Annotated in this window: 23 protein-coding genes, 1 rRNA gene and 1 pseudogene; 11 read left to right on the forward strand and 14 right to left on the reverse strand. The window is 65.9% G+C overall.

Annotation, left to right across the window (positions count from 1 at the left end; translation table 11 throughout):
* Positions 1-144 precede the first annotated feature (144 nt).
* The 3 genes and pseudogenes from DID96_RS11410 to gabP all read left to right on the forward strand — a co-directional run bounded on the left by DID96_RS11410 (position 145) and on the right by gabP (position 3284).
* Positions 145-1431 (forward strand): MFS transporter, encoded by a 1287-nt coding sequence (locus DID96_RS11410; RefSeq protein WP_124599425.1) that lies wholly within the window; start codon positions 145-147, stop codon positions 1429-1431.
* Positions 1406-1536 (forward strand): annotated as a pseudogene (locus DID96_RS39515) (MmcQ/YjbR family DNA-binding protein); the annotation flags it as partial. The gene DID96_RS11410 and the pseudogene DID96_RS39515, both read left to right, overlap by 26 nt.
* 356 nt (positions 1537-1892) lie before the next feature.
* Positions 1893-3284: a GABA permease gene (gene gabP / locus DID96_RS11420; protein WP_124599427.1), complete on the forward strand. Its 1392-nt coding sequence runs from the start codon at positions 1893-1895 to the stop codon at positions 3282-3284.
* A 480-nt stretch (positions 3285-3764) separates the two neighbouring features.
* On the opposite strand, the gene ychF is transcribed toward gabP, so the two are convergent.
* Positions 3765-4859 (reverse strand): redox-regulated ATPase YchF, encoded by a 1095-nt coding sequence (gene ychF / locus DID96_RS11425; protein WP_124599428.1) that lies wholly within the window; start codon positions 4857-4859, stop codon positions 3765-3767.
* Between the two features lie 241 nt (positions 4860-5100).
* Here ychF and DID96_RS11430 point away from each other — a divergent pair, with 241 nt between their 5' ends.
* From DID96_RS11430 to DID96_RS11445, 4 genes are all read left to right on the forward strand, one after another.
* Complete coding sequence (locus DID96_RS11430; protein WP_124599429.1) at positions 5101-6279, forward strand: UbiH/UbiF family hydroxylase; 1179 nt, start codon at positions 5101-5103, stop codon at positions 6277-6279.
* A 90-nt stretch (positions 6280-6369) separates the two neighbouring features.
* A complete protein-coding gene (locus DID96_RS11435; RefSeq protein ID WP_124599430.1) occupies positions 6370-7098 on the forward strand; it encodes a DsbC family protein in 729 nt (242 codons plus the stop codon).
* Positions 7099-7205: 107 nt separating this feature from the next.
* Positions 7206-9008, forward strand: coding sequence for a M61 family metallopeptidase (locus DID96_RS11440; RefSeq protein WP_124599431.1), 1803 nt, complete (start codon positions 7206-7208; stop codon positions 9006-9008).
* A gap of 148 nt (positions 9009-9156) precedes the next feature.
* Complete coding sequence (locus tag DID96_RS11445) at positions 9157-9753, forward strand: FMN-dependent NADH-azoreductase (protein WP_124599432.1); 597 nt, start codon at positions 9157-9159, stop codon at positions 9751-9753.
* 140 nt (positions 9754-9893) lie between these two features.
* Here the strand turns inward: DID96_RS11445 and DID96_RS11450 are convergent, their stop codons facing one another.
* The 8 genes from DID96_RS11450 to rpe form a co-directional block, all read right to left on the reverse strand.
* Positions 9894-10817 carry a uracil-DNA glycosylase gene (locus DID96_RS11450; RefSeq protein WP_124599433.1) on the reverse strand — a complete coding sequence of 308 codons (924 nt, stop codon included), beginning with the start codon at positions 10815-10817 and terminating at the stop codon, positions 9894-9896.
* 6 nt (positions 10818-10823) lie between these two features.
* Positions 10824-11450 carry a CYTH domain-containing protein gene (locus DID96_RS11455; RefSeq protein ID WP_124599434.1) on the reverse strand — a complete coding sequence of 209 codons (627 nt, stop codon included), beginning with the start codon at positions 11448-11450 and terminating at the stop codon, positions 10824-10826.
* Positions 11450-12235, reverse strand: coding sequence for an indole-3-glycerol phosphate synthase TrpC (gene trpC, locus DID96_RS11460; RefSeq protein WP_124599435.1), 786 nt, complete (start codon positions 12233-12235; stop codon positions 11450-11452). Before trpC ends, DID96_RS11455 begins: the two co-directional genes overlap by 1 nt.
* Positions 12236-12305: 70 nt before the next feature.
* The gene (trpD, locus tag DID96_RS11465) at positions 12306-13337 is read right to left on the reverse strand and encodes an anthranilate phosphoribosyltransferase (protein WP_124599436.1); all 1032 of its coding nucleotides are present in this window, start codon (positions 13335-13337) and stop codon (positions 12306-12308) included.
* A gap of 13 nt (positions 13338-13350) precedes the next feature.
* Positions 13351-13941: an aminodeoxychorismate/anthranilate synthase component II gene (locus tag DID96_RS11470; protein WP_124599437.1), complete on the reverse strand. Its 591-nt coding sequence runs from the start codon at positions 13939-13941 to the stop codon at positions 13351-13353.
* A gap of 13 nt (positions 13942-13954) precedes the next feature.
* Positions 13955-15448: an anthranilate synthase component I gene (trpE, locus tag DID96_RS11475; protein WP_124599438.1), complete on the reverse strand. Its 1494-nt coding sequence runs from the start codon at positions 15446-15448 to the stop codon at positions 13955-13957.
* A gap of 361 nt (positions 15449-15809) precedes the next feature.
* Complete coding sequence (locus DID96_RS11480) at positions 15810-16514, reverse strand: phosphoglycolate phosphatase (RefSeq protein WP_124599453.1); 705 nt, start codon at positions 16512-16514, stop codon at positions 15810-15812.
* A 103-nt stretch (positions 16515-16617) separates the two neighbouring features.
* Positions 16618-17304, reverse strand: a complete 687-nt coding sequence (gene rpe, locus DID96_RS11485) for a ribulose-phosphate 3-epimerase (RefSeq protein WP_124599439.1) — start codon at positions 17302-17304, stop codon at positions 16618-16620.
* 183 nt (positions 17305-17487) lie between these two features.
* Between rpe and apaG the strand changes: the two genes are divergently transcribed.
* Both apaG and DID96_RS11495 read left to right on the forward strand, forming a co-directional pair.
* Positions 17488-17862 (forward strand): Co2+/Mg2+ efflux protein ApaG, encoded by a 375-nt coding sequence (gene apaG, locus DID96_RS11490; protein ID WP_124599440.1) that lies wholly within the window; start codon positions 17488-17490, stop codon positions 17860-17862.
* Positions 17863-17942: 80 nt separating this feature from the next.
* Positions 17943-19175: a murein transglycosylase A gene (locus tag DID96_RS11495; RefSeq protein WP_124599441.1), complete on the forward strand. Its 1233-nt coding sequence runs from the start codon at positions 17943-17945 to the stop codon at positions 19173-19175.
* A gap of 308 nt (positions 19176-19483) precedes the next feature.
* Here DID96_RS11495 and paaK read toward each other — a convergent pair whose 3' ends face one another.
* From paaK to paaN, 5 genes are all read right to left on the reverse strand, one after another.
* Positions 19484-20782 (reverse strand): phenylacetate--CoA ligase PaaK, encoded by a 1299-nt coding sequence (paaK, locus tag DID96_RS11500; RefSeq protein ID WP_124599442.1) that lies wholly within the window; start codon positions 20780-20782, stop codon positions 19484-19486.
* Positions 20783-20819: 37 nt separating this feature from the next.
* Positions 20820-21272 (reverse strand): hydroxyphenylacetyl-CoA thioesterase PaaI, encoded by a 453-nt coding sequence (gene paaI / locus DID96_RS11505; protein WP_124599443.1) that lies wholly within the window; start codon positions 21270-21272, stop codon positions 20820-20822.
* A gap of 1 nt (position 21273) precedes the next feature.
* Positions 21274-22065 (reverse strand): 2-(1,2-epoxy-1,2-dihydrophenyl)acetyl-CoA isomerase PaaG, encoded by a 792-nt coding sequence (gene paaG / locus DID96_RS11510; protein WP_124599444.1) that lies wholly within the window; start codon positions 22063-22065, stop codon positions 21274-21276.
* 59 nt (positions 22066-22124) lie between these two features.
* The gene (gene pcaF / locus DID96_RS11515; protein ID WP_124599445.1) at positions 22125-23327 is read right to left on the reverse strand and encodes a 3-oxoadipyl-CoA thiolase; all 1203 of its coding nucleotides are present in this window, start codon (positions 23325-23327) and stop codon (positions 22125-22127) included.
* A gap of 87 nt (positions 23328-23414) precedes the next feature.
* Positions 23415-25121, reverse strand: coding sequence for a phenylacetic acid degradation protein PaaN (gene paaN, locus DID96_RS11520; RefSeq protein ID WP_124599446.1), 1707 nt, complete (start codon positions 25119-25121; stop codon positions 23415-23417).
* Between the two features lie 128 nt (positions 25122-25249).
* Between paaN and DID96_RS11525 the strand changes: the two genes are divergently transcribed.
* The gene (locus tag DID96_RS11525) at positions 25250-26026 is read left to right on the forward strand and encodes an enoyl-CoA hydratase (RefSeq protein WP_124599447.1); all 777 of its coding nucleotides are present in this window, start codon (positions 25250-25252) and stop codon (positions 26024-26026) included.
* 558 nt (positions 26027-26584) lie between these two features.
* Positions 26585-26653, forward strand: a 16S ribosomal RNA gene (locus tag DID96_RS11535); the annotation flags it as partial.

Raw genomic sequence — 26653 nt, forward strand, 5'->3', positions numbered from 1 at the left:
GCCCGAGTAACGTAGTTGCCACGAATCGTATCGCTGCCGGCGGCTGATGGCGGCCGGTACGATCAACATAGTTCAACTATATCCACGAGGCAATCCGGATGCCGCCTGTTGCTGCGCCGGAATGGACCTGAGAGGAGCATCGTCATGAACCGCCCGGGCGCGTCGCGCCATTTCTATGGCTGGTACGTGGTCGCCGCCGCATTCGCCGTGACGTTCGTCGGTTTCGGCAGCGCGTACACGTTCAGCGCCTTCGTCGAATCGCTGCAACGGGATTTCGCCGCGTCCCGGGGCCAGATCTCGCTCGTGTTTTCGTTTGCGGGCTTCCTGTATTTCGGCTTCGGAATCGTCAGCGGGCCGCTCGCCGACCGTTTCGGCTCGCGGCGGCTCGCGGTCACCGGGATGCTGCTGACGGCCGCCGGGCTCGCGGCCGCCGGGGCCGCGCATTCGCTGCTGCAGGTCTATGCCGCATACGGGCTCGGTGTCGGGTTCGGCGTCGGCTGCGCGTACGTGCCGGCCGTCGGCGCGGTGCAGCGCTGGTTCGTGCGGCGGCGCGGCTTCGCGTCGGGGCTCGCGGTCGCGGGCATCGGCGTCGGCACGCTCGTGATGCCGCCGCTCGCGTCCGCGCTGATCGCGCACGTCGGCTGGCGCGGCGCGTACTGGACGCTGGCGGGGCTGGCGGTCGTGCTCGGCGCGGGGATGTCGCTGCTGATCGAAAACGATCCGCGCGGACGCGGGCTGCTGCCGGATGGGGACCTGGGGGCCGGCCATCCGGGGGCCGGCCATCCGGGGGCCGGCCATCCGGCGGCAGGCGAGCATGCCGCACGAGCACCCGCCGGCGCGACCGTCCGCGAGGCCGTGATGTCGCGGCCGTTCGCGAGCCTCTATGCGGCATGCCTCGTATGCTCGTTCGGCGTGTTCGTGCCGTTCGTGCATCTCGTGCCGTACGCGCTCGATCACGGCGTGAAGCCCGCGGCGGCCGTGCTGCTGCTCGGCGCGATCGGCGTCGGCAGCACGGCGGGCCGGTTCTTGCTCGGCGGGCTTGCCGATCGCTTCGGCCGCCGCGCGTCGCTGCTTGCGATGTTCGCCGGCATGGCGGCGGCGCTCGTCGCGTGGGCAGGCGCGGGCGATTTCACGACACTCGCCGCGTTCGCACTCGTATTCGGCGTGTTCTACGGCGGCTGGGTCGCCGTGCTGCCGGCCGTCGTGATGGACTATTTCGGCGGCCGCAACGTAAGCGGGATCATCGGCGTGCTCTACACGAGCATCGCGTTCGGCACGCTGATCGGGCCGGCTGCCGCGGGCTTCATCTACGATGCCGGCGGCGGGTATCTGGTGCCGATTCTCGCCAGCGCCGCCGCGAACGCGATCGCGTTCGCGATCGTCGCAGTCAGCGGGCGCGCGCCGGTGGCCGTATGTGCGACGGGCGGATAGGCGTTTCGCCCGATATCCCGAGGCCGTGAAAAACTGCTTCTGCGAGAATGGCGGGCGATCGTGCCCGCCAGGTGGCGCGACGAGATGGCGCGCGGCAACGCGTGACGCGCTGCCGGACGGCGCGATTGTTGTATCGATTCGCGTCGATGCAACAAGTGGTTCCATCGAAATTCATCAATTGGTTCTTAGTGAAGAACCGTTTGATGCTTACACTCCTTCGCTCGAAGGTGGTTCCCCAATACGCTGACGGAAAGGGCGCCGCGATGCGCCTGCACACGTGCAACGCATCGCTCCCGCAGATTCGCAGATCTGCATGGCGCGCCTGCCCGAGCGGCCGCGGACCCGGCACCAGAGCGACGTGCGACGCACGTCCTGCCGCGTCCGGTTCGAGAACGACAATCCCCGGCGCCACCTTCACGCGACACCCGGTCGAACCGGAACCGTTTTTTGGAGAGAGACACATGAATGGTAGTAAGACAGGCCTCGGCACCGGCCTGAAGCAGCGCCACGTGACAATGATGTCGATTGCGGGCGTGATCGGCGCGGGGCTGTTCGTCGGCTCCGGCCATGCGATCGCGGAAGCCGGCCCGGCATCGATACTCGCGTATGCGATCGCGGGCGTGCTGGTCGTGCTGGTGATGCGCATGCTCGGCGAGATGGCCGTCGCCCATCCTGACAGCGGTTCGTTCTCCACCTATGCCGATCGCGCGATCGGCCACTGGGCCGGCTTCTCGATCGGCTGGCTGTACTGGTGGTTCTGGGTGCTCGTGATCCCGATCGAGGCGACCGCCGCCGCGACCATCCTCAATGCGTGGTTCCCCGGCGTCGCGACCTGGATCTTCGCGCTCGGCATTACGCTGCTGCTGACGATAACCAACCTCTTCTCCGTCAAGAACTACGGTGAATTCGAATTCTGGTTCGCGCTGATCAAGGTCGTCGCGATCGTCGTGTTCCTGTGCATCGGCGGCGCGGCCATCGTCGGCATCGTGCCCGCGCCGGCCGTATCGGGCGTGTCGAACCTGTTTGCGCACCACGGCTTCATGCCGAACGGCCCCGGCGCGGTGCTCGCGGCGATGCTGACGACGATGTTCTCGTTCCTCGGCACCGAGATCGTGACGATCGCGGCCGCCGAATCGGACAACCCGCAACGTCAGATCGTGCGCGCGACCAACTCGGTGATCTGGCGCATCACGCTGTTCTATCTCGGCTCGATCCTCATCGTCGCGGCCATCGTGCCGTGGGACGACCCGCTGCTGCCGAAGCACGGCTCGTATCAGCGCGCGATGGAACTGATCGGCGTTCCGAATGCAAAGGCGATCATCGACGTGATCGTGCTCGTGTCGGTGGCGAGCTGCCTGAACTCGGCGCTGTACACGGCGTCGCGGATGCTGTTCTCGCTGTCGAAGCGCAAGGACGCGCCGGCCTTCCTGCATCGCACGGATTCGACCGGCACGCCGCGCGCGGCCGTGCTCGCGTCGACCGCGTTCGGTTTCGTGACGGTAATCGCGAACTACCTGATGCCCGAGCAGGTGTTCGGCTTCCTGCTCGCGACGTCGGGTGCGATCGCGCTGCTCGTGTACCTCGTGATCGCGATCTCGCAGTTGCGGATGCGCCGCACGCTCGAGGTGACCGGTGCGGATCTGACGCTGCGGATGTGGATGTTCCCGTGGCTCACGTGGGCGGTGATCCTGTTCATCTGCGGCACGCTGACCGTGATGCTCGTGAGCGAGGATCACCGGATGGAAGTCGGCGCTACGGCCGTGCTCGCGCTGATCGTGCTGTTCGCGTCGTGGCTGAACAAGCGTAGCCGCGATGCGCAGGCGAGCGCGGGGCGGCGCGTGTCGGCGACGTGATGAAGTGACGCGATGGCGGTGGGCGTGAGCGCTTGCCGCCTGCTGACGTGAGAAATCTCGCCATGAAAAATGGCCTGACTGGCAATGCTGGTCAGGCCATTTTTTAATGGTAGCAGTGCACTGCTAGTGATCCCCGATACAGGTCCGCAAGCACTATTTCTATCGTCTGACAAAAGCCACGAGATGAGTCATTGCAGCAGACTCCGGATGTAGCCCCCGCAGAATCGTGGAGCGTGCCGAATTATCTGGCAGATAAACAACGAGTTCGTCGTCGAATACACAATAGCGCGCAGCAAATCGAGTTCCGTTATGTTCGACGGAAATTTCTTCTACCGTCTCTACTCCATCGCATCTTGAAAGTAAAAAAGCCCTTGATGAACGGCATCAAGGGCTTGAGACGGATGTATGTCGGAACAGTTCAGTGAAGTCTTATCCGATACGCAATGATGTCTCTGTATATATAGCGAATAACGACGCGGATCAGACGTTGAACAGGAAGTTCATCACGTCGCCATCGTGCACGACATATTCCTTCCCTTCCGCGCGCATCTTGCCGGCTTCCTTCGCACCCTGTTCACCCTTGTACGTGATGAAGTCGTCGAACGCGATCGTCTGCGCGCGGATGAAGCCGCGCTCGAAGTCGGTGTGGATCACGCCGGCCGCCTGCGGCGCCGTGTCGCCGATATGAATCGTCCACGCGCGCACTTCCTTCACGCCCGCGGTGAAGTACGTCTGCAGGCCGAGCAGCTTGAAGCCAGCGCGGATCACACGGTCGAGACCCGGCTCGGCCATGCCCATGTCGGCGAGGAACGCTTCCTTGTCCGCGTCGTCGAGATCGGCGATTTCCGCTTCGATCGCCGCGCACACCGCGACCACCGGCGAGTTCTCGCTTTCCGCGTACTTGCGCACCGCGTCGAGGTGCGGGTTGTTCTCGAAACCGTCGTCCTTCACGTTCGCGACATACATCGCCGGCTTCGCGGTGATCAGGCAGAACGGCTTGAGCAGCGCCTGCTCGTCGTCCGACAGCGCGAGGCCGCGCACGGCCTTGCCCTGGTCGAGATGCGCACGCACCTTCTCGAGCACCGCGGCGAGCATCACCGCTTCCTTGTCGTTGCCCGACTTCGCGGCCTTCGAGTAGCGCGTGAGCGCCTTCTCGACGGTACCGAGGTCGGCGAGCGCGAGTTCGGTGTTGATCACTTCGATGTCGTCGATCGGGCTCACCTTGCCGGCGACGTGGATCACGTTGTCGTCCTCGAAGCAGCGCACGACGTGCGTGATCGCGTCGGTTTCGCGAATGTTCGCGAGGAACTGGTTGCCGAGGCCTTCGCCCTTGCTCGCGCCCGCGACGAGGCCCGCGATGTCGACGAACTCGACGACGGCCGGCACGATGCGCTCGGGGTTGATGATCTCGGCGAGCGCCTTCAGGCGCGTATCCGGCACTTCGACGATGCCGACGTTCGGCTCGATCGTGCAGAACGGGTAGTTCTCGGCGGCGATGCCGGCCTTGGTCAGCGCATTGAACAGGGTGGACTTGCCGACGTTGGGCAAGCCGACGATGCCGCATTTGAGGCTCATGGAATCCTTCGAACGGGTGAAGCGGCGCGGCCGGACAGGGCGCGGCGGCGCGGGACAAGAGGGCAGCCGTCGCGTTGCGACGGACCGGCGTTCAAAGGCGCTATTGTACCGTGCTGACGCGCCGGTTTCCGGTGATCGGCCGAACGGCCGGCTTCGCGGGGCGGCCGCGGCCACGCCGTCGCGCGGTTCCCCTGATTTCCCGCAAAGTCCGGCCGCATAAGGGTTTGGCCCCGCGGCTATAATGCCCGCCATGACTGCCCATCATACTTTCGACGTCGCCGTGGTCGGCGGCGGGCTCGTCGGCAAGACGGCCGCGCTCGCGCTGACCCAGTCCGGCTACAAGACCGCTTTGCTCGCCCAGCCGGCGACGCCGCGTCCCGCCGACCTCGCCTTCGACACCCGCGTGTACGCGCTGTCGTCCAGTTCGCAGGCGCTGCTCGAACGGCTGCGCGTCTGGCAGGCGCTCGATCACAGCCGCCTGTCGCCCGTCTACGACATGCGCGTCTACGGCGATGCGCACGCCGAGCTCCATTTCTCCGCGTACCAGGCCTCGGTGCCGCAGCTCGCGTGGATCGTCGAATCGTCGCTGATCGAGGCCTCGCTCGACGCCGCGCTGCGGTTCCAGCCGAACCTGACGTGGTTTGACGCGCGCGCGCAGGGCTTCGACGTGCGCGACGACGCGGCCGTGCTCACCCTGTCGTCGGGGCAGGTGCTCGAGGCTGACCTGCTCGTCGGTGCGGACGGCGCGCATTCGTGGGTGCGCTCGCAAATGGGGGCCAGGGTGGAGCGGCGCGATTACCGGCAGACCGGCGTCGTCGCGAACTTCAAGGCGTCGCTGCCGCACCGCGAAACGGCCTACCAATGGTTCCGCGACGGCGAGATCGTTGCGCTGCTGCCTTTGCCGGACGGCCATGTGTCGCTCGTCTGGTCGGCGCACACCGCGCACGCGGACGAGTTGCTGACGCTCGATCCCGCGCAGCTCGCGGCCGAGGTCGAGCGTGTGTCGCACGGGCAGGTCGGCACGCTCGACTGTGTGACGCCGGCGGCCGGCTTCCCGCTTGCACTGCAGACCGTCGACAAGCTGATCGCGCCCCGTGTCGCGCTCGTCGGCGACGCGGCGCACCTGATCCATCCGCTTGCGGGCCAGGGGATGAACCTCGGGCTGCGCGACGTCGCCGCGCTCGCCGATGCGATCGCGAACAAGGAGAGCTTCCGCAACCTTGGCGATACCGTGCTGTTGCGCCGCTACGAGCGGTCGCGCCGCGAGGACATCCGCGCGCTGATGATCGCGACCGACGGCCTGCAGCGGCTGTTTGCGGTGCCCGGTTCGTTCGCGAAGGCGGTGCGCAATGCAGGCATGGCGTTCGTCGGCGCGCAACCGCTCGTCAAGCGCTGGCTCGTGTCGAGCGCGCTCGGCTGATCGAACCTTCGTATACTTCCCCGGTCGGAGACGATTCCGTAACGGCGTACACTGTGCCGTGCATTCCGATTGAGCTGAAGGAAGAATTCGATGAAAAAAACGATCCGCATCGCGTCGCTGGTGCTTGCTGTCGCAGCGGCGACGCTGGGCTGCACTGCGCAGGCTGACCAGACCACCGACAAACTGAAGGCGACGCTGCAATCGCGTCTCGGCGGCGACGCGCCGATCAAGAGCGTGTCGAAATCGCCGGTCGCCGGCCTGTACGAAGTGAACGTCGGCTCGCAGATCATCTACAGCGACGCATCGGGCGACTACGTGCTGCTCGGCGATCTGGTCGACGCGAAGACGCGCAAGAACCTGACCGAAGCGCGCCTCGCCGAAATCAACAAGGTCGATTTCGCGAGCCTGCCGGTTTCGAACGCGATCAAGGTCGTCAAGGGCAACGGCGCACGCAAGATCGCCGTGTTCTCGGATCCGAACTGCCCGTATTGCAAGCGGCTCGAAACGACGCTGCAGTCGGTCGACAACATCACCGTCTACACGTTCCTGTATCCGGTGCTGTCGCCGGATTCGACCGCGAAGTCGAAGGCGATCTGGTGCGCGACCGACCGCGTGAAGACGTGGGAGAGCTGGATGCTCGACCATCGCGTGCCGACGAACGCCGCGAGCTGCGACACGAGCGCGCTCGACAAGAACCTCGCGCTCGGCCGCGGGATGAATGTCACCGGCACGCCGACGATCTTCCTGCCGGACGGCCGCCGCCTGCCGGGCGCGGTGACCGCCGAGCAGCTGAACGAGGCGCTCGCTTCGAGCAAGTAACCGACTGACGCACCGGGCCGCGAGGCCCGGCCGGCGAGGGGCGCACAGGGCTTCGGTCCGGCGCCTCTCGTCGTTTCCGCTGCCGCAATCCCGACCCGACCTCCACGATGAAAACGCCCATCCGCTATTCGATTGCTCCGAAAGATCTTGCCGCGCACCTGTTCGAAGTGTCCGTGACGGTCGCCGATCCCGATCCCGAAGGCCAGCGGTTCGTGCTGCCCGCGTGGATTCCGGGCAGCTACCTCGTGCGCGAGTTCGCGCGCAACATCGTCACGCTGCAGGCATTCAACGACGCGGGCCGCAAGGTGCGGATCGCGAAGAACGACAAGCACACCTGGCAGGCCGCGCCGGTGAAGGGTGCGCTGACGCTGCGCTACGACGTGTATGCATGGGACCTGTCGGTGCGCTCCGCGTACCTCGACGACAACGGCGGCTTCTTCAACGGCACCGCGGTGTTCCTGAGCGTCGCCGGCCGCGAGGATGCGCCGTGCGAAGTCGAGATCGCGAAGCCCGCGGGTGCCGCGTTCCGTGGGTGGCGCGTCGCGACCGCGTTGCCGGAGGCGCGCGGCACGAAGCGCTATGCGTTCGGCGCGTACCGAGCATCGAACTACGACGAACTGGCCGACCATCCGGTGACGATCGGCGAATTCGCGCTCGCGACATTCGACGCGCATGGCGTGCCGCACGATATCGTGATTGCGGGTCGCGTGACGCAGCTCGACATGGAACGGCTCCGCGCGGACCTGAAGCGCGTATGCGAGGCGCAGATCGCGCTGTTCGAGCCGAAGTCGAAGAAGGCGCCGATGGATCGCTACGTGTTCATGACGCTCGCCGTCAGCGATGGCTACGGCGGCCTCGAGCATCGCGCGTCGACCGCGCTGATCTGCAACCGCACCGATCTGCCGGCGAAGGGGCGCCCGGAAACGTCGGAAGGCTATCGCACGTATCTCGGCCTCTGCAGCCATGAGTACTTCCATACGTGGAACGTGAAGCGCATCAAGCCGGCGGCGTTCGTGCCGTACGACCTGACGCAGGAAAACTACACGTCGCTGCTGTGGCTGTTCGAGGGCTTCACGTCGTATTACGACGACCTGATGCTCGTGCGCAGCGGGCTGATGTCGCAGGACGAATACTTCGCGGCGCTCGGCCGCACGATCGGCGGCGTGCAGCGCGGCACCGGCCGCCTGAAGCAGAGCGTCGCCGAAAGCTCGTTCGACGCGTGGATCAAGTACTACCGGCAGGACGAGAACGCGACCAACGCGATCGTCAGCTACTACACGAAGGGCTCGCTCGTCGCGCTCGCGTTCGATCTCGCGATCCGCGCGCAGACCCGCCACCGCAAGTCGCTCGACGACGTGATGCGGCTGCTCTGGCAGCGCTACGGCCGCGATTTCTATCACGGCACGCAGGCGGGCGTCGGCGAGGACGAAGTCGAGGCGCTGATCGAAGAAGCGACCGGCGTCGCGCTCGGCCGCCTGTTCGCCGATGCGGTGCACGGCACCCGCGACCTGCCGTTTGCCGAACTGCTCGCGCCGTTCGGCGTGACGCTCGCACCGGATTTCGGCGCGAACGGCGCGCTGGCAAAGCCGACGATCGGCGCGCGCCTGCGCGGTGGCGCGGACTGCACGCTGGCGGCGGTCTACGAAGGCGCCGCCGCGCATCAGGCGGGGCTGTCGGCCGGCGACACGCTGATCGCGGTCGACGGGCTGCGCGTGACCGGCGCGAATCTCGACGCGCTGCTCGCGCGCTACCGGCCGGGCGACAAGGTCGAGATCCACGCGTTCCGCCGCGACGAGCTGCGCACCGCAAAGCTGAAGCTCGACGGCCCCGAGGTCGCGCGCTACAAGTTCACCGCCGCAGCGAAGCCGGCGGCGCAGCGGAGCGCACGCGAAGCCTGGCTCAACGGCTGAGCGAACGGGCTCCGGTAATCAGGGCGCGACCAAGCATTGTTCTGCTGTTGCAACAATCCGTCGCCCTGAACCCGCTTTTTCGGGATGGGGTGGCCACGCACAATGGCGTCACTCGCGCTGCTGAAGCGCAACCCAACCGGAGCCTGACATGACGACCATTCTGCAAATCAATTCCGCAGCGCGCTCGCAAGGCGCGCAGTCCACGCTGCTGGCCAACGAACTGACGGCAAAGCTGCAACAATCGAACCCCGGCGCGAAGGTCGTGGTTCGCAACCTGCTGACCGACGCGCTGCCGCATCTCGACGAATCGGTGCTCGGTGCGTTCTTCACGCCGGCCGACCAGCGCAACGCGGAACAGAATGCGATCGTCGCGAAGAGCGATGCGTTGATCGCCGAACTGCAAGCGGCTGATATCGTCGTGATCGGCGCCCCGATGTACAACTTCGGCGTGTCGTCGCAACTGAAGACGTACTTCGACTGGATCGCCCGCGCCGGCGTCACGTTCCGTTACACCGAGAACGGTCCGGAAGGCCTGATCAAGGGCAAGAAGGTGCACGTGGTGACTGCACGCGGCGGCAAGTACGCCGGCACGCCGAACGACAGCCAGACGCCGTTCCTGCGTACGTTCCTCGGTTTCGTCGGCATGACCGACGTGAACTTCATCTACGCGGAAGGCCTGAACCTCGGGCCGGATTCGCAAAGCGCGTCTCTCGCCAGCGCACGCGAGGCGATCGCCGCCGCTTGATATCGCTAGATATCGCTTGATGCCGGCTGCAACGGGCGCGGTGCGCCCGTCTGCGCGACCATAAAAGAACGCCGCGTACCGGAAGGTGCGCGGCGTTTTTGCATGCGTCGTGGCCGAAGCGGCTCGGCGGCCGACGCGGGTTACGCGAGCGTCTCGGCTTCGTCCGGCAGGCGCCAGTCGATCGCGTCGCGGCCGTGCGCGACGAGGTAGTCGTTCGCGAGCGTGAAATGGCGGCAGCCGAGGAAGCCGCGGTGCGCCGACAGCGGCGACGGATGCGGCGCCTCGAGCACGCAATGCGCGTTCGCGTCGAACAGCGCGCGCTTGGCCTGCGCGTGCGCGCCCCACAGCATGAATACGAGCCCGCGATGGCGGTTCGCCAGTTCGTGGATCAGCGTGTCCGTGCATTGCTCCCAGCCGCGTTTCGCGTGGCTCGCGGCTGCGCCGCGCTCGACCGTCAGCACGGTGTTGAGCAGCAGCACGCCCTGGCGCGCCCACGTGTCGAGACAGCCGTGACGCGGCGTGTCGTGCCCGAAGTTCGCGGCGATTTCCTTGAAGATGTTGCGCAGCGACGGCGGCGGCTTCACCGCGGGCGGCACCGAGAATGCGAGGCCGTGTGCCTGAGGCGTGCCGCGGTCGTCGCCGTGATACGGGTCCTGGCCCAGGATCACGACCTTCACGTCGTCCGGGCTCGTGAGCCGCAGCGCACGGAACACGTCGGTTGGATAGACGGTCTTGCCGGCCGTGCGCTCGTCGTCGACGAAGCGGCACAGCGGCGCGTAGGCGTCGCTATCGGTGAACGGCTTGAGGACGTCGCGCCATGCACGCGGCAGCGCATCGAATTGCGCGGCGAGATGCAGGACGCTGTCCGGCGCGCGCGATGTGGTCGCGGGGGGCGCGGGGGCTGCGGGGGTCGCGCGTGCCGGGGCGGTGCTGGCGGCGGCGGCGGGTGAGGCCGATGCAGCCGATGCGTCAGATGGAGCCGATCCGGCCGGGGTATCGGGCACGGGATCGTCGAACAGCGACGCCTGCTGTTGCGGCGCGCGGGAGGTCTTGCGGGTTGCCATGCGTGATTATTGCGCGCGCAGCCGGTAGCCGCGCTGCGCCTTGCTGATGTTTTCGGGAGTGAGGCCGGGCAGCGCCTGCTGCAGTTCGGCGGCGAGCGTCGCGAGCGCCGCTTCCGGTCCGTCGAGCAGTTCGAGTTCGATTTCGCTGATCGGTTCACGGCGCGTCGCATCGTTGGTCTCGACGATGATCTCGCCGAGATCCACCGCGGCTTCGATGGTCGCACCGCCGAGCGCGATGCGCCACAGCGTGCGCGAGAAATCGGTGCGGAACAGCGCGTGCAGCGCGGGCGCCGCGTCGCGCAGCGCGGCGCTTGCGTCAGGCACGTCGCATGCGGCGACGAGCGCGTCGATCTCGAGCGCGTCGCCGGCCACCGGCAGTTCCCATTCATGGCGCTGATGCAGTCCGCCCACCGCGGTGCCGACCGTCTTGAACGTCTGCAGCCAGCCCTGCGGCGCGCGGCGCACCCGCACCGCGCTCTTCGAGCGGGCGAGCGCGAGATCCGGCGTGTCGTAGTAGACGTTCGCGAGCGCGATCTCGCGGCCAGCTTCGCCCGTCAGCGTCACGAAAAATTGCCGCGCGGCGTCGGCCTGGCCGGCCGGCAGCGCGAGCTTGATTTCCTTCTCGATCGCCATCAGAAGAACATCCGTGCGAGTTCGGCGCCCGGCTGCTCGGCGCGCATGAACGCCTCGCCGACGAGGAACGTGTTCACGTTCGCCGCGCGCATCGTGTCGACGTCGGTGCGCGACAGGATGCCCGACTCGGTCACGACGATGCGGTCCGACGGAACCATGTCGAGCATGTCGAGCGTCGTCTGGATCGACGTCTCGAACGTGCGCAGGTTGCGGTTGTTGATGCCGACGAGCGGCGTCTTCAGCGTGAGCGCCTGCTCCATCTCGTTGCGGTCGTGCACTTCGACCAGCACCGCGAGCCCGAGCGAATGCGCATACGCCTCGAGGTCCTGCATCAGCGGCGTGTCGAGCGCGGCGGCGATCAGCAGGATTGCGTCGGCGCCCATCGCGCGCGCTTCGAGGATCTGGTACGCATCGACGATGAAGTCCTTGCGCAGCACCGGCAGCGTGCAGGCCGCGCGCGCTTCCTCCAGATAGCGGATACCTCCCTGGAAGAACTGTTCGTCGGTCAGCACCGACAGGCACGCGGCGCCGTGCGACGCATACGAGCGGGCGATATCGGCCGGCACGAAGTGCTCGCGCAGCACGCCCTTCGACGGGCTGGCCTTCTTGATTTCGGCGATCACGGCCGCGTGGCCGGCCGTGTGCTTCGCGCGCAGTGCGCCGACGAAGTCGCGCAGGTCGCGCGCGGATGCGTCCAGCTTCAGCGCTTCGAGCGGTGTGCTGCGCATGGCCGCCGCGACTTCTTCGCGCTTGACGGCAATGATTCGTTCGAGAATGTCGCTCATGGGAGTCTCGTGCGTAATTCGGGTTCGAAAGGCGTCGGGTTCGATGGGCTGTCGGGTTCGAAAGGGCGGATCAGCGCTTGAACTGCTGCGTGAAGCGCACCAGTTCGTCGACCTTCGCGCGCGCGGTGCCGCTCGCGATCGCTTCGCGGGCGAGCTGGATGCCGTCGGCGATCGACGCGGCGACGTTCGCCGCATACAGCGCGGTGCCCGCGTTCAGCGTGACGATCTCGCGCGCGACGCCCGGCTGGTTGTCGAGCGCGCCGAGCAGCATCGCGCGCGATTCTTCGGCATTCTCCACCTTCAGCGTGCGGTTCGACACCATCTGCAGGCCGAAATCTTCCGGATGGATCTCGTATTCGTGCACCTGGCCGTCGCGCAGCTCGCCGACGAGCGTCGCGGCGCCGAGCGACACCTCGTCCATTCCGTCCTTGCCGTACACGACGAGCACGTGCTGCGCGCCGAGACGCTGCATCACGCGCACCTGGATGCCGACGAGGTCCGGATGGAACACGCCCATCAGCTGGTTCGGCGCACCGGCCGGGTTGGTCAGCGGGCCGAGGATGTTGAAGATCGTCCGCACGCCGAGCTCGCGGCGCACCGCCGCGATGTTCTTCATCGCCGGATGGTGGTTCGGCGCGAACATGAAGCCCATCCCGGTCTCCGCGATCGACGCGGCCACCTGGTCCGGCTGCAGGTCGATGTTCACACCGAGCGCCTCGAGCACGTCGGCGCTGCCGGACTTGCTCGACACGCCGCGGTTGCCATGCTTCGCGACCTTCGCGCCGGCCGCGGCCGTGACGAACATCGTCGCGGTCGAGATGTTGAACGTATGCGAGCCGTCGCCGCCGGTGCCGACGATGTCGACGAAGTTTGAATTGTCCGGCACCTCGACGTGGTTCGCGAATTCGCGCATCACGGTCGCGGCGGCGGTGATTTCACCGATCGTTTCCTTCTTCACGCGCAGGCCGGTGATGATCGCGGCGGCCATCACCGGCGACATGTCGCCGCGCATGATGAGCCGCATCAGGTGCAGCATCTCGTCGTGGAAGATCTCGCGGTGCTCGATCGTGCGCTGCAGCGCTTCCTGGGGGGTGATCGTCATCGTGCGGCTCCGGTCAGGCGGTGTGCGCGGCCGCGGCGCGGGCCTCTTTGAGGAAGTTCTCGAGCAGTGCATGGCCATGCTCGGACAGGATCGATTCCGGATGGAACTGCACGCCTTCGATCGGCAGCGTCTTGTGGCGCACGCCCATGATCTCGCCGTCGTCGGTCCATGCCGAGATCTCGAGGCAGTCCGGCAGCGATTCGCGCTCGATCGCGAGCGAGTGGTAGCGCGTGACGTCGAAATGCTTCGGCAGGTCCGCGAACACGCCGCGGCAGTCGGTTTCGATCCGGCTCACCTTGCCGTGCATGATGGTCTTCGCGCGCACGACGCGGCCGCCGAACGCTTCGCCGATCGCCTGGTGGCCGAGGCACACGCCGAGGATCGGCTTCTTGCCCGCGAATTCGCGCAGCACGTCGAGGGTGATCCCCGCGTGCTGCGGATTGCTCGGGCCGGGCGACAGGCAGATCGTGTCGGGATTCAGGCGCGCGATCTCGTCGAGCGTGATTTCGTCGTTGCGACAGGTGTGCACGTCCTCGCCCAGTTCGCCGAAGTACTGGACCAGGTTGTAGGTGAACGAATCGTAGTTGTCGATCATGAGCAGCATGGTCAGTCTCCGGTCAGAAGTCGCTGTCGAGGCCGTCTTGGACCTGTTCGGCCGCACGCAGCACCGCGCGCGCCTTGTTCTCGGTCTCTTGCCATTCGGATTCGGGCACCGAATCCGCGACGACGCCGGCCGCCGCTTGCACATACAGGTTGCCGTTATGAATCAGGCCCGTGCGGATCGCGATCGCGAGATCCATCTCGCCCGAGAACGACAGGTAGCCGACGGCGCCGCCGTACAGCCCGCGCTTGATCGGCTCGAGCTCGTCGATCAGTTCCATCGCGCGCACCTTCGGCGCGCCCGACAGCGTGCCGGCCGGGAACGTCGCGCGCAGCACGTCGTAGTTCGTCATGCCGGGCTTCAGCTTGCCCTCGACCGAGCTGACGATGTGCTGCACGTGCGAGTACTTCTCGATCACCATCTTGTCGGTCACCTGGACCGAACCGATTTCCGCGATGCGGCCCACGTCGTTGCGCGCGAGGTCGATCAGCATCACGTGCTCGGCGATCTCCTTTGGATCGTTGAGCAGCTCGGTCGCGAGCTCCGCGTCGCGCTCGGGCGTATTGCCGCGCGGACGCGTGCCGGCGAGCGGGCGGATCGTGACGATCTGGTCGTCGCCGCGCTTCTCCTGGCGCACGAGGATTTCCGGCGATGCACCGACCACGTGGAAATCGCCGAAGTTGTAGTAATACATGTACGGCGACGGATTCAGCGAGCGCAGCGCGCGGTACAGCGACAGCGGATTGTCGCGATACGGCTTCGTGAGACGCTGGCCGACCTGGATCTGCATCAGCTCGCCGGCCGCGATGTATTCCTTCGCCTGGCGCACGGCCGCCAGATAGTCTTCCTTCTTGAACTCGCGGAACGTCTCGGTGCGCACGCTTGCCGATGTGACGGGCGGCTGCACGGTTGCACGCAGCCGCTGCTTCAGCTCGCGCAGGCGCTGCTTCGCCTTCGTGTATGCCTCGGGCTGGCCCGGATCGGCGTAGGTGATCAGGTACAGCTTGCCAGCGAGGTTGTCGATCACCGCGACGTCCTCGGTCAGCAGCAACTGGATGTCGGGCAGGCCGAGATCGTCGCGCGGTGCGGTGTGCGCGAGCTTCTTCTCGATGTAGCGCACCGCGTCGTAGCCGAAGTAGCCGGCGAGGCCGCCGCAGAAACGCGGCAGGCCAGGGCGCTGCGCGACCTTGAAGCGCGCCTGGAATGCGGCGATGAACTCGAACGGATCGCCGTCGTGCGTCTCGACGACCTGGCCGTCGCGCACCACTTCGGAGACGCCATTGCGGGTGCGCACGAGCGTGCGCGCCGGCAGGCCGATGAACGAATAGCGGCCGAAGCGTTCGCCGCCGACCACCGATTCGAGCAGGAACGAGTTGGCGCCGCTGCGTTCCGGCTGCGCCAGTTTCAGGTAGAGGGACAGCGGCGTTTCGAGATCGGCGAGGGCTTCCGCGATCAGCGGAATGCGGTTGTAGCCTTCGTTCGCGAGCGATTGGAATTCGAGTTCGGTCATGTTCCGGTCCTGTTCGGGACGAGCGGCGGGATGCGCCGGGGATCACGGGGTGCTGCGCGGGCGCTGTCGGCGGAATGGCGGTCGATCGTGGTGTGCCTGGTGCCGGCGGGCGTGTTCCGGAGCGCGAGCGTCGCCAGCCTGCGACCGTCCCTGAACGCAAGCGTTCGGGTGCGGTAGGACTCGAGGTGGTGCGGCGATCGGCGCGCGGATGCGCAGCGAGACAAAAAACGGCGCTGAAGACGTGCTTCAGCGTACCTCATCGAAGAGGTTAGCGCGACCAGCGACGCCAGGGCCAGGCTCCCCGGTCGATGCTGCTCAGACTCCGTTTTTTGTTCAGAAACATGCGGATGGAAGAATTAGATCAGACGGTTGGCTGGCCGGCGTTGTGCGCAGTGATCGCGCGCGCTGCGACCAGCAGCGAGCCGACTATACCATCCGAATTTATCGTTTGTATAGCCTTGCCGTGGTTGTAGCCGTACGGCACCGTCAGCGTCGCCATGCCCGCTGCGCGGCCCGCGAGCGCGTCGTTCTCCGAATCGCCGATCGCGACTGCCACGTCCGGCGCGACGCCGAGCGCGTCGCACGCGGACAGCATCGGCAGGGGATCGGGCTTCTTGCGCGCCACGCTGTCGCCACCGAGCACGACGGCGAAGTGTGCGGCGAGCCCGTACTGCTGCAGCAGCTCGACCGCGAAGCGGTGCGGCTTGTTGGTCACGCATGCGAGCTTCACGCCTGCGTTGCGCAGCGCGTCGAGGCCTGCCGCGACGTCCGGGTAGAGGCGCGTGTGGCGGCCGTTGATCTTCGCGTATTCGGCCTGGTAGATCGCGAGCGCGTCGTCGAAGCGCGCTCGCGCTTCGTCCGCGGTGAAGCGCGGCTTCAGCACGCTTTGGATCAGATGCTCGGAGCCTTTGCCGACATACCCGATCACCTCGTCACGCGACGTCGCCGGCGCGTCGAGCTGCGCCAGCATGCCGTTCAGGCCGGCGGTGAAATCGTCGGCGGTATCGACCATCGTGCCGTCGAGATCGATCAGCGCCGCGTCGATGCGCGGCGCGGCGAAGCGGATCGGTGCGACCGGCGTAGGCGCGGCCGGCGTAGGTGCGACTGGCTCAGGTGCAGCCCCAGCCGCGGTCGCTCTCCCTTCGGGCAGGTTCGATTCGCTCACGGCGTCAGCTCCGCTTGACCGTCGCGAGCTGGCTGCGCATCTCGTCGATCACCTTGCGGTAATCGGGCTTGCCGAAGATCGCCGAACCCGCGACGAACGTATCCGCGCCGGCTGCCGCGATTTCCGCGATGTTGTCGGCCTTCACGCCGCCATCCACTTCGAGCAGGATCTCGCGGCCGGTGCGCTCGGTGTACGCATCGATGCGCGCGCGCGTCTCGCGCAGCTTGTTCAGTGTTTCCGGAATGAACGACTGGCCGCCGAAGCCCGGGTTGACCGACATCAGCAGCACGAAGTCGACGCGATCCATCACGTAGTCGAGGTAGTTCAGCGGTGTCGCCGGATTGAACACGAGGCCGGCCTTGCAGCCGTGATCGCGGATCAGCGACAGCGTGCGGTCGATGTGATCGGAGCCTTCCGGGTGGAAGCTGATCAGGTTCGCGCCCGCTTTCGCGAAATCGGGCACGATCCGGTCGACCGGGCGCACCATCAGGTGCACGTCGATCGGCACCTGCACGTGCGGACGGATCGCTTCGCACACGAGCGGGCCGATCGTCAGGTTCGGGACGTAATGGTTGTCCATTACGTCGAAATGGATCCAGTCGGCGCCGGCGGCGACCACGTTGCGGACTTCTTCGCCGAGCCGGGCGAAGTCGGCCGACAGGATGCTGGGAGCGATGCGGAATTGAGTCATGACGGAGGAGCGGGGACGCTGCGGCGCAAAACCGCCATTCTACCGCCGGGCGGCAGCGTGCGCGGTTGCGCGCGGTTGCGAGTAGGTGCCGCATGAAGCAGAATGCCGAACCAAAGCGGCGCGTCTGCGGCCCTGCGTCGCGCGAACTCGGCGCGGGCCGGTCACCACCCCAGCGGAATCACCATGAGTCAGTATCAGTTCACCGTTTCGGTGAAAACCAGTTACTTGCCGGAACAATCCGACCCTGAGCACCGTCAATACGCATTCGCGTACACGCTGACGATTCAAAACACGGGGCAGGTCGCGGCACAGCTGATCGCCCGCCACTGGATCATCACGGACAGCGAGAGCCACGTGCAGGAAGTGAAGGGGCTCGGCGTCGTCGGCCATCAGCCGCTGCTGCAGCCGGGCGAACAGTTCGAATACACGAGCTGGGCGGTGATCGCCACGCCCGTCGGCACGATGCGCGGCGCGTATTTCTGCGTGGCGGAAGACGGCGAGCGCTTCGACGCGCCGATCGACGAATTTGCGCTGCACATGCCGCGTACGCTTCATTGAGCGTGCGGATGCGGCGGGATCAGCGTGGCTGACGGTCGTTGCGGGCGTGCTTCTTTCTGCCCGAGGCTGTCCACGCGACGATGAAGATCAGCAGGGCGAGCGCCAGGAAAGCTTCCAGCGCGAAGATGAGCATCGGATATTGGTCGAGAAGATCTGACATGGCGGTTTCCATCAAGAACGGACATTGTATGTGGTTTGGGCCCCGGGTGGCCGGCTGGGCGGCGGCAGTCGCGATAGCGGCGCTGCTCGCAGCATGCGGCGGCACGCCGACGCGGACGTCTTCCACGAACCCGCCGACCGGCGCCGCGATCGTGCCGGGCCAGGTCGCCGCCACGCGGCTGACGCCGGTTGCCTGGCAGCAGGTGCCGGGCTGGCAGGACGATTCGCTGCTCGGCGCGACGGCCGCGCTGCGGCAGAACTGCACGCGGCTCGCGCGCCAGCCCGCGTGGCGGCGTGCGTGCGCGGCGGCGGAACGGCTCGACGAACTCGACGTCAGCAGTGCGCGCGTGTTCTTCGAAACGTATTTCACGCCGTTCCAGTTCGCGAACAGCGACGGCACGCTCGACGGGCTCGTCACCGGCTACTACGAGCCGCTGCTGCACGGCTCGCGCGTACGGCGCGGGCCGTATCAGACTGCGCTTTACCGCTGGCCGGCCGGCTATCGCGCGGGCGCCGCGCTGCCGGCGCGAGCGCAGCTCGAGCGCGCGGGCATCCTGAACGGCAACGAGCTCGTGTGGGTCGACGATCCGATCGAGGCGTTCTTCCTGCAGGTGCAGGGCTCCGGACGGGTGTTGCTCGACGACGGCTCGGTGATGCGCGTCGGCTACGGCGGCACCAACAACCAGCCGTACCGCTCGATCGGCAAGTGGCTGCTCGATCGCGGCGAGCTGACGCCCGCGCAGGCAACGATGCAGGGCATCAAGGCATGGGCGAAGGCGAATCCGGCCCGCGTCGATGCGCTGCTCGACACGAACCCGCGTTTTGTGTTCTTCCGCGAGATGCCGTCGAAGGAAGACGTGCCGCACGGCGGCGCGGACGGCCCGCTCGGCGCGCTCGGCGTGCCACTTACGCCCGAACGTTCGATCGCGGTCGATCCGTCGTCGATTCCGCTCGGCACGCCGGTATTCCTGCAGACGACGCGTCCGTTGACCAACACGCCGATGAACCGCCTCGTGTTCGCGCAGGATACGGGTACCGCGATCAAGGGCGGCGTGCGCGCCGATTATTTCTGGGGGCTTGGGGACGACGCCGGCGATCAGGCCGGGCGGATGAAGCAGATCGGCCGGATGTGGCTGCTGTTTCCGAATTCGTGACGCGAAGGCGTGTGGTGGCTGCGTGTGTCTGTGTGTGTCTGCGTGCAGTTGACGTGACGCACTGTACTTGGCTTCGGTCGATGTGACGGGGTTTGCCAGCGGGGCGGGCCTTCGTCTCTACGATGCACCGCGATCCCGTCGGTTCGAACCGGGCAACGGGATTGCAGCGGCAGCACAAACGATGCAGCCCGATCAGCGCTTGTGGCTGATCGGGCTGTTTTCTTTTGCGATGCGTATCGCTTGTCTGCTTGTCTGCTTGTCTGCTTGTCCGCGGGCGCGCGGGCGCTCGGCTGCCGGATGGGTCGCGCTCAGCCCTTGCGCTTGTCGACGACCCGTCGCGCCTTGCCGACCGAACGTTCGATGCCGTTGACCGGAAGCACGTTGATCACGGCGGTCACGCCGATCAGCGCCTTGATGTCGTGCGCGAGCGCGCGCTTTGCTGCGTCGATCGTCGCCGTATCCGGCGCGGTCTCCGGGCAGGGTTCGACGTTCAGCGTCAGCACGTCGAGCGGGCCTTCCTTCGTCAGCACGATCTGGTAGTGCGGTGCGAGCGCGCGCTGCTTGAGCAGTTGTTCCTCGATCTGTGTCGGGAACACGTTCACGCCGCGCACGATCATCATGTCGTCCGAGCGGCCGGTGATCTTCTCCATCCGGCGCATCGTGCGGGCGGTGCCGGGCAGCAGGCGCGTCAGGTCGCGCGTCCGGTAGCGGATGATCGGCAGCGCTTCTTTCGTCAGCGACGTGAACACGAGTTCGCCGAGCTCGCCGTCGGGCAGCACCTCGCCGGTTTCCGGATCGATGATCTCCGGGTAGAAATGGTCTTCCCAGATCGTCGGGCCGTCCTTCGTCTCCACGCATTCGGACGCAACGCCCGGGCCCATCACTTCGGACAGCCCATAGATGTCGACGGCATCGATGCCCATGCGGCGCTCGATCGCCACCCGCATGTCGTTGGTCCACGGCTCGGCGCCGAAGATGCCGATGCGCAACGAGCTTTGCGCGGGATCGAGGCCCTGCCGCTCGAATTCATCGGCGATCGACAGCATGTAGCTGGGCGTCACCATGATGATGTCCGGACGGAAGTCCTGGATCAGTTGCACCTGCTTTTCGGTCTGCCCGCCGCCGAACGGGATCACGGTGAGCCCTGCGCGTTCCGCGCCGTAGTGTGCGCCGAGCCCGCCGGTGAACAGCCCGTAGCCGTAGCTGACGTGAACCTTGTCGCCCTGACGCGCGCCGGCGGCGCGGATCGAGCGGGCGACGAGATTGGCCCACGTGTCGATATCGCGCGTGGTGTAGCCGACGACCGTCGGCTTGCCGGTCGTGCCCGATGACGCATGGATGCGGGAAATCTGGTCCTGCGGCACGGCGAACATGCCGAACGGATAGCTGTCGCGCAGATCGCTCTTGGTCGTAAACGGGAAGCGTGACAGATCGGCGAGCGACTTCAGGTCGTCCGGATGCACGCCCGCTTCGTCGAACTTGCGGCGATAGACCGGGGAATGCAGGTACGCATGCCGGATCGACCATTTGAGACGTTCGAGCTGCAGCGCAGTCAGCTCGTCTTGCGTCGCGGTCTCGATCGGCTCGAGCGGAAGCGGGGTTGTCATCTGTGTCTCCAGTATTTGTTATGTGCGAGCCGTGGCGTCAGCGGTTTTCCGGGATCACCGTGCCCTTTATCTGGGCGGATTTTCCGCGGAACATCGCAACTATTTCGCCGGCCTGATTCGTGACGCGGATGTCGTAGATTCCGTACCGGCCATTGCGCGTCTGCTCGATTGCCTCGGCGGTCAGAACGTCGCCGCCTTGCACCGGACGCAGGTATTCGATCGAGCAGCCGGCCGCGACGGTGCTGAGGTTGTACGAATTGCACGCGAATGCGAACGTCGAGTCGGCGAGCGTGAAGATGAGCCCGCCGTGACAGATCTGATGGCCGTTCAGGAAATCCGGACGCACTGGCATGCGCAGGCGCGCGTAGCCGGGCCGCACCTCCTCGAGTTCCATGCCGAGCGCGCGGCTGCATGCGTCCGCGTCATACATGGCCTGCGCTGTCGCCTGTGCGAGTGCTTCGGGGTTGCGTGCTTCGATGGGCTGGTTCATGTCAGCGGCCCTCGAAGCGCGGCGCGCGTTTCTCGATGAACGCCTGAACGCCTTCCGAATAATCGTGCGACTGGCCGAGCTTGCGCTGCAGGTCGCGTTCCAGATCCAGCTGCTGATCGAGCGTCTGCGTGATGCTGTCGCGCATCGCCTGCTTGATTGCGGCGATGGCCAGGGTCGGCTGCTGCGCGAGCTGGGCCGCGAGTTGCCGGGCGTTCGCGGCGAGCGCGTCGTCGTCGACCGCGCGCCAGATCAGGCCCCATTGTTCGGCCTGCTCGGCGCTCAGCTTGTCGCCGGTCAGCGCGAGGCCGAGCGCGCGAGCCATGCCGACGCGCTGCGGCAGGAACCAGGTGCCGCCGGAATCCGGTACGAGCCCGATCTTCACGAAGGCCTGGATGAAGCTGCTCGAGCGCGCGGCAAGCACGAGGTCGCATGCGAGCGCGAGGTTGGCGCCGGCGCCGGCGGCCGTGCCGTTGACGGCGGCGATCACCGGCATCGGCAAGCGCTGCAGGCGCCGGATCAGCGGATTGAAGTGCGCGTCGATCAGCGTACCGAGATCGGTCGACGCGCCGGGCGTGAAGTCGAGATCGGCGAGGTCCTGCCCCGCGCAGAAACCGCGCCCTGCGCCCGTCAGGACCAGCGCGCGCACGCCGCTGCCTTCGATTTCATCAAGCGCCGATTGCAGCTCGCGGTGCATCGACCGCGTAAAGCTGTTCAGCTTGTCCGGCCGATTGAGGGTGATCGTGGCCACGCGGGCGGCTTGATCGATATCCAGCTGAATTGCCTGATATGACATGCAGTGTCTCCTTCATGACTTCGTTATAGACGGGGCGCGCGTCTGCGTCGGTTACACCCTTACACCCGTTCGATCGCGAGGGCGATGCCTTGGCCCACGCCGATGCACATCGTACAGACCGCGAAGCGCCCACCGGTGCGTTCGAGCTGATAAAGCGCCGTGGTGACGAGACGTGCGCCGGACGCACCCAGCGGATGACCGAGCGCAATGGCGCCGCCGTTCGGGTTCACGCGTGGATCGTCGTCGGCGACGCCGAGCGTGCGCAGTACCGCGAGCCCTTGCGATGCGAATGCCTCGTTCAGCTCGATCACGTCGAACTGATCGATCGTCATGCCGAGTTGTCGCAGCAGTTTCTGTGCGGCAGGGGCCGGACCGATACCCATCACGCGAGGCTCGACGCCAGCGGTCGCCATGCCGATGACACGCGCGCGGCGGCGCAGTCCGTGTTGGTCGGCCGCTTCGGCATTGGCGAGCAGGAGCGCGCATGCGCCGTCGTTGACACCAGACGCATTGCCGGCCGTCACCGTGCCGTCGGGCCGTACGACGCCCTTGAGCTTCGCGAGCGCTTCGAGCGACGTTTCGCGCGGATGCTCGTCGCGTGCGACGACGAGCGCATCGCCTTTCTTCTGCGGAATCGTCACGGGCACGATTTCCTGCGCGAGCGTGCCGTCCTGCTGCGCACGCGCGGCTTTCTGCTGGCTGCGCAGCGCGAACAGGTCCTGGTCGGCTCGGCTGATGTTGTAGTCGGTCGCAACGTTCTCGGCCGTTTCCGGCATTGAATCGACGCCGTGGTGCTGCTTCATCAGCGGATTGATGAAACGCCAGCCGATCGTCGTGTCGAAGATGTCGGCTTGTCGTGCGAATGCGCTCGCCGACTTCCCCATCACGAACGGCGCGCGCGTCATGCTCTCGACGCCACCCGCGATCATCAGTCGCGCCTCGCCGGACTTGATGGCGCGCGCGGCGGAACCGACCGCGTCCATTCCCGAGCCGCACAGGCGGTTGAGCGTCGTGCCCGGCACGCTGGTCGGCAGGCCGGCCAGCAGCGCGGACATGCGCGCGACGTTGCGGTTGTCTTCTCCAGCCTGGTTCGCGCAGCCGTAGATCACGTCGTCGACCGCGGACCAGTCGACCTCGCGGTTGCGCTCGACCAGCGCCTTGATCGGCACCGCGCCGAGATCGTCGGCTCGAACGTCTTTCAACACGCCGCCGTAGCGGCCGATGGGGGTGCGAATCGCATCGCAGATGTAGGCGTCAGTCATGGGCGTATCGGTGAAAAACGAACCCGCCGGGTGGCGGATTCGTTCATGGTAGAGGACGGTTGCGCGTTTGCACGTCGGCCGTACGGGTTATGCCGTTTGGCCAGCTTCCGCAGGTGCAGCCTTCGGGGCAACATGGACGCGGCTTTGCACGACGCGGAACCGGTTGGCGACGAAAGCCGGGTCGGCCAGTGCCGCATTGGCTGCCGGATTGGCGCCCGTGCCGTGGAAGTCCGAGAACGCGGCGGACTGGTTGACGAACACACCGCCCGTGAGGTTGATGGACAGCGCGACGCCGCCGCGCACCGCAGCGTCGTGCGCCGCGTCAATCACCGCATCGTCCGTGCTGTAGACGGAAAGCGTGAGTGCGCCGTGTTCGGCGGCGATTTCGCCGGCGAGATCGAGCGACTGGGCGGTCGAATCGGTCGCGACGACGAACGAAATCGGACCGAACCACTCCCGCGTGTATTTTTCGCGGTCGGCGACGTCCAACTGGAGCACGAGCGGGGTGCGCACGCGAGCGTCGGCGAAGGCGGGGTGTTGCAGCGACTGGCTGTCGGCGAGCACGCGGCCGAGCTTGCGGGCCTCGTCGATTCGTGCGGTCACGCCGTCGTTCTGGATCGCGCCGATCAGTTCGACGGAGCGCGCCGGGTCGCCGGTCAGCTTCTGCACCGCAACCGCGATCGCCTGTGCGACGTCGTCGAAGCCGACTTGGCCTTCGGCCGTCGGGATACCGTTGCGCGGCACGTAGATGTTCTGCGGCGCCGTGCACATCTGGCCGGAATACAGGGCCAACGAAAACGCGATGTTCCTGGCGACGGCCTTCAGATCGTCTGCGGAATCGATCACGATCTGGTTGACGCCCGCCTTTTCGGTATAGACCTGAGCCTGGTGGGCGTTCCGTTCGAGCCACGTGCCGTTCTGTGTGCTGCCCGTGAAGTCGATCAGCTTGATTTCCGGGCGGAGCGCGAGGTCCTGCACGAGGGCGCCGTCATTCGGCTCGGTCGCGAGGAGCGTGACGACGTTCGGATCGAATCCGGCTTCGCGCAGCACGTCGCGTGCAATGCGGACGGTGATCGCGAGCGGCAGGATCGCGCCGGGGTGCGGCTTGACGATGACCGTGTTGCCCGTCGCCAGATCGGCGAAGAGGCCAGGGTAGCCGTTCCAGGTCGGGAACGTGCAGCATCCGAGCACGAGGCCGGTACCGCGCGGGACGATCGTGTAGCGCTTGTGCATCGCGAGCGGCGGGTTCTTGCCCTGCGGCTTTTCCCAATGCGCATCGGCGGGAATGCGGCGAAGTTCGTCCCACGCGTACGCGACCGCTTCGAGCGCGCGGTCCTGTGCGTGCGGGCCGCCGGCCTGGAACGCCATCATGAATGCCTGACCGGTCGTGTGCATGACGCTGTAGGCAATCTCGAAGCTGGCGCGGTTCAGGCGCGCGAGGATTTCCATGCTGACGCCGATCCACGCGGTCGGGCCGGCTTCGCGCCACGTCCGCTGGGCTACCGCTGCGGCGGCGATCAGCTCGTCGGGCGTCGACTTCGGGTACCGCACGCCAAGCCCGATACCGTACGGCGACCGCTCGGCGCCAACCGTCTCGCCGGATGCGGGCTGGTCGAGCACGAAGGTCTTGTCGAGGTGCGATTTGAACGCGGCTTCGCCGTCGGCATTCGCACTTTCCCCGTACACTTTGGGGCTCGGCATTTCGACGAACGGGCTCCAGTAGCCGCGGCTCTCGATGGCGGCGAGTGCCTGCTTCAGCGTGTCTTCGTGCTTCGTGAACAGTGGGTGGGTCATGGCGGCAGCCTGATGGACGTTGAGGGGATCGAATCGATTAATTAACCGACCGGTTGGTCGGAGAATGGTAGCATCAAACTATTCGCATGTGCGAGGCGTTTCTCATTTCATTGAGCGAGGAGAAATAGATGGCTTACGAGAACATCCTGGTGGAGACCCGCGGTCGTGTCGGCCTCATTACGCTGAACCGGCCGAAGGCGCTGAACGCGTTGAACGATGCGCTGATGGACGAACTGGGCGCGGCTCTCAAGGTGTTCGATGCGGATGACGGCATCGGCGCGATCGTCGTGACGGGCAGCGAGAAGGCGTTCGCGGCCGGCGCGGACATCGGCATGATGGCGACGTATTCATATATGGATGTCTACAAGGGCGAATACATCACGCGAAACTGGGAGACCATTCGCCAGATTCGCAAGCCGATCATTGCGGCAGTGGCGGGGTTCGCGCTGGGCGGCGGCTGCGAGCTGGCGATGATGTGCGACATCCTCTTCGCGGCGGATACGGCGAAGTTCGGTCAGCCCGAAATCAAGCTGGGCATCATGCCGGGTGCGGGTGGCACGCAGCGCCTGCCGCGTGCGGTATCGAAGGCCAAGGCGATGGACATGTGCCTGACGGCGCGATTCATGGACGCGGCCGAGGCGGAGCGTGTGGGGCTCGTGTCGCGCGTGCTGCCGGCGGACAAACTGCTCGACGAAGCAATTGCGGCTGCGGCGACGATTGCCGAGTTCTCGCTGCCGGCGGTCATGATGATCAAGGAGTCGGTGAACCGAGCATACGAGTCGACGCTGGCCGAGGGCGTGCATTTCGAGCGTCGGCTGTTCCATTCGCTGTTCTCGACCGAAGACCAGAAGGAAGGGATGGCGGCGTTTGTCGAGAAGCGGAAGCCGGTGTTCAAGCATCGCTGATACGGCGAGCGACACAAGGCCTGGGCGCTCCTATCTCTATCTATATGAAGAGTCGCCGAGCGCCTGTAGGGCGGGGCCTGGCTTCAGGCCCGCCGGCTTTTTAAATTTCTTTCACAAACCCCTTGCACACGTCGGGGCAGATGCCTACAATCACGCCTCTTTCGCGCTGACGGCAACGCGGCGCGGGAGAGGGGAAGCGAAGTTAGCCGGATGTCTTGTTAGACGTTTGGCTGGCGAAGGAAGATGAACCCCGCAGTCGCAACGACGTAGTAAAGAAAGTTGTTGACGAGCTGCGAAACAGTGTTCATAATCTTATTTCTCTGCTGCTGAAAACGCAGCGCTGCTGAGAAGGCGGTCCTTCTCGCAGAAATGCTCTTTAAAAATTAACAGCCGATAAGTGTGGGCGCTTGATGACAGCGAGCCCGGTCCTCGGATCGGGATAGCAAAAGTATCAAGAGTCTCACACTAAAGTAAGTCAGGTTTATGAAGCAATTCATATTCCTGTCAGCTTTGAGTGAGCGACCGGTTTCTAACGAAACCGAAAACAGTAACAGGTTTGAACTGAAGAGTTTGATCCTGGCTCAGATTGAACGCTGGCGGCATGCCTTACACATGCAAGTCGAACGG

It is taken from the genome of Burkholderia sp. Bp8963 (genome assembly GCF_003854275.1).
Classification (GTDB): Bacteria; Pseudomonadota; Gammaproteobacteria; order Burkholderiales; family Burkholderiaceae; genus Burkholderia.

What these genes read in the sequence shown, in the direction of transcription:
- DID96_RS11410 (WP_124599425.1), top strand. Translation starts at nt 145, where the DNA reads ATGAACCGCCCGGGCGCGTCGCGCCATTTCTATGGCTGGTACGTGGTC.
- gabP (WP_124599427.1), top strand. Translation starts at nt 1,893, where the DNA reads ATGAATGGTAGTAAGACAGGCCTCGGCACCGGCCTGAAGCAGCGCCAC.
- ychF (WP_124599428.1), bottom strand. Translation starts at nt 4,859, where the DNA reads ATGAGCCTCAAATGCGGCATCGTCGGCTTGCCCAACGTCGGCAAGTCC.
- DID96_RS11430 (WP_124599429.1), top strand. Translation starts at nt 5,101, where the DNA reads ATGCCCGCCATGACTGCCCATCATACTTTCGACGTCGCCGTGGTCGGC.
- DID96_RS11435 (WP_124599430.1), top strand. Translation starts at nt 6,370, where the DNA reads ATGAAAAAAACGATCCGCATCGCGTCGCTGGTGCTTGCTGTCGCAGCG.
- DID96_RS11440 (WP_124599431.1), top strand. Translation starts at nt 7,206, where the DNA reads ATGAAAACGCCCATCCGCTATTCGATTGCTCCGAAAGATCTTGCCGCG.
- DID96_RS11445 (WP_124599432.1), top strand. Translation starts at nt 9,157, where the DNA reads ATGACGACCATTCTGCAAATCAATTCCGCAGCGCGCTCGCAAGGCGCG.
- DID96_RS11450 (WP_124599433.1), bottom strand. Translation starts at nt 10,817, where the DNA reads ATGGCAACCCGCAAGACCTCCCGCGCGCCGCAACAGCAGGCGTCGCTG.
- DID96_RS11455 (WP_124599434.1), bottom strand. Translation starts at nt 11,450, where the DNA reads ATGGCGATCGAGAAGGAAATCAAGCTCGCGCTGCCGGCCGGCCAGGCC.
- trpC (WP_124599435.1), bottom strand. Translation starts at nt 12,235, where the DNA reads ATGAGCGACATTCTCGAACGAATCATTGCCGTCAAGCGCGAAGAAGTC.
- trpD (WP_124599436.1), bottom strand. Translation starts at nt 13,337, where the DNA reads ATGACGATCACCCCCCAGGAAGCGCTGCAGCGCACGATCGAGCACCGC.
- DID96_RS11470 (WP_124599437.1), bottom strand. Translation starts at nt 13,941, where the DNA reads ATGCTGCTCATGATCGACAACTACGATTCGTTCACCTACAACCTGGTC.
- trpE (WP_124599438.1), bottom strand. Translation starts at nt 15,448, where the DNA reads ATGACCGAACTCGAATTCCAATCGCTCGCGAACGAAGGCTACAACCGC.
- rpe (WP_124599439.1), bottom strand. Translation starts at nt 17,304, where the DNA reads ATGACTCAATTCCGCATCGCTCCCAGCATCCTGTCGGCCGACTTCGCC.
- apaG (WP_124599440.1), top strand. Translation starts at nt 17,488, where the DNA reads ATGAGTCAGTATCAGTTCACCGTTTCGGTGAAAACCAGTTACTTGCCG.
- DID96_RS11495 (WP_124599441.1), top strand. Translation starts at nt 17,943, where the DNA reads ATGAAGATCAGCAGGGCGAGCGCCAGGAAAGCTTCCAGCGCGAAGATG.
- paaK (WP_124599442.1), bottom strand. Translation starts at nt 20,782, where the DNA reads ATGACAACCCCGCTTCCGCTCGAGCCGATCGAGACCGCGACGCAAGAC.
- paaI (WP_124599443.1), bottom strand. Translation starts at nt 21,272, where the DNA reads ATGAACCAGCCCATCGAAGCACGCAACCCCGAAGCACTCGCACAGGCG.
- paaG (WP_124599444.1), bottom strand. Translation starts at nt 22,065, where the DNA reads ATGTCATATCAGGCAATTCAGCTGGATATCGATCAAGCCGCCCGCGTG.
- pcaF (WP_124599445.1), bottom strand. Translation starts at nt 23,327, where the DNA reads ATGACTGACGCCTACATCTGCGATGCGATTCGCACCCCCATCGGCCGC.
- paaN (WP_124599446.1), bottom strand. Translation starts at nt 25,121, where the DNA reads ATGACCCACCCACTGTTCACGAAGCACGAAGACACGCTGAAGCAGGCA.
- DID96_RS11525 (WP_124599447.1), top strand. Translation starts at nt 25,250, where the DNA reads ATGGCTTACGAGAACATCCTGGTGGAGACCCGCGGTCGTGTCGGCCTC.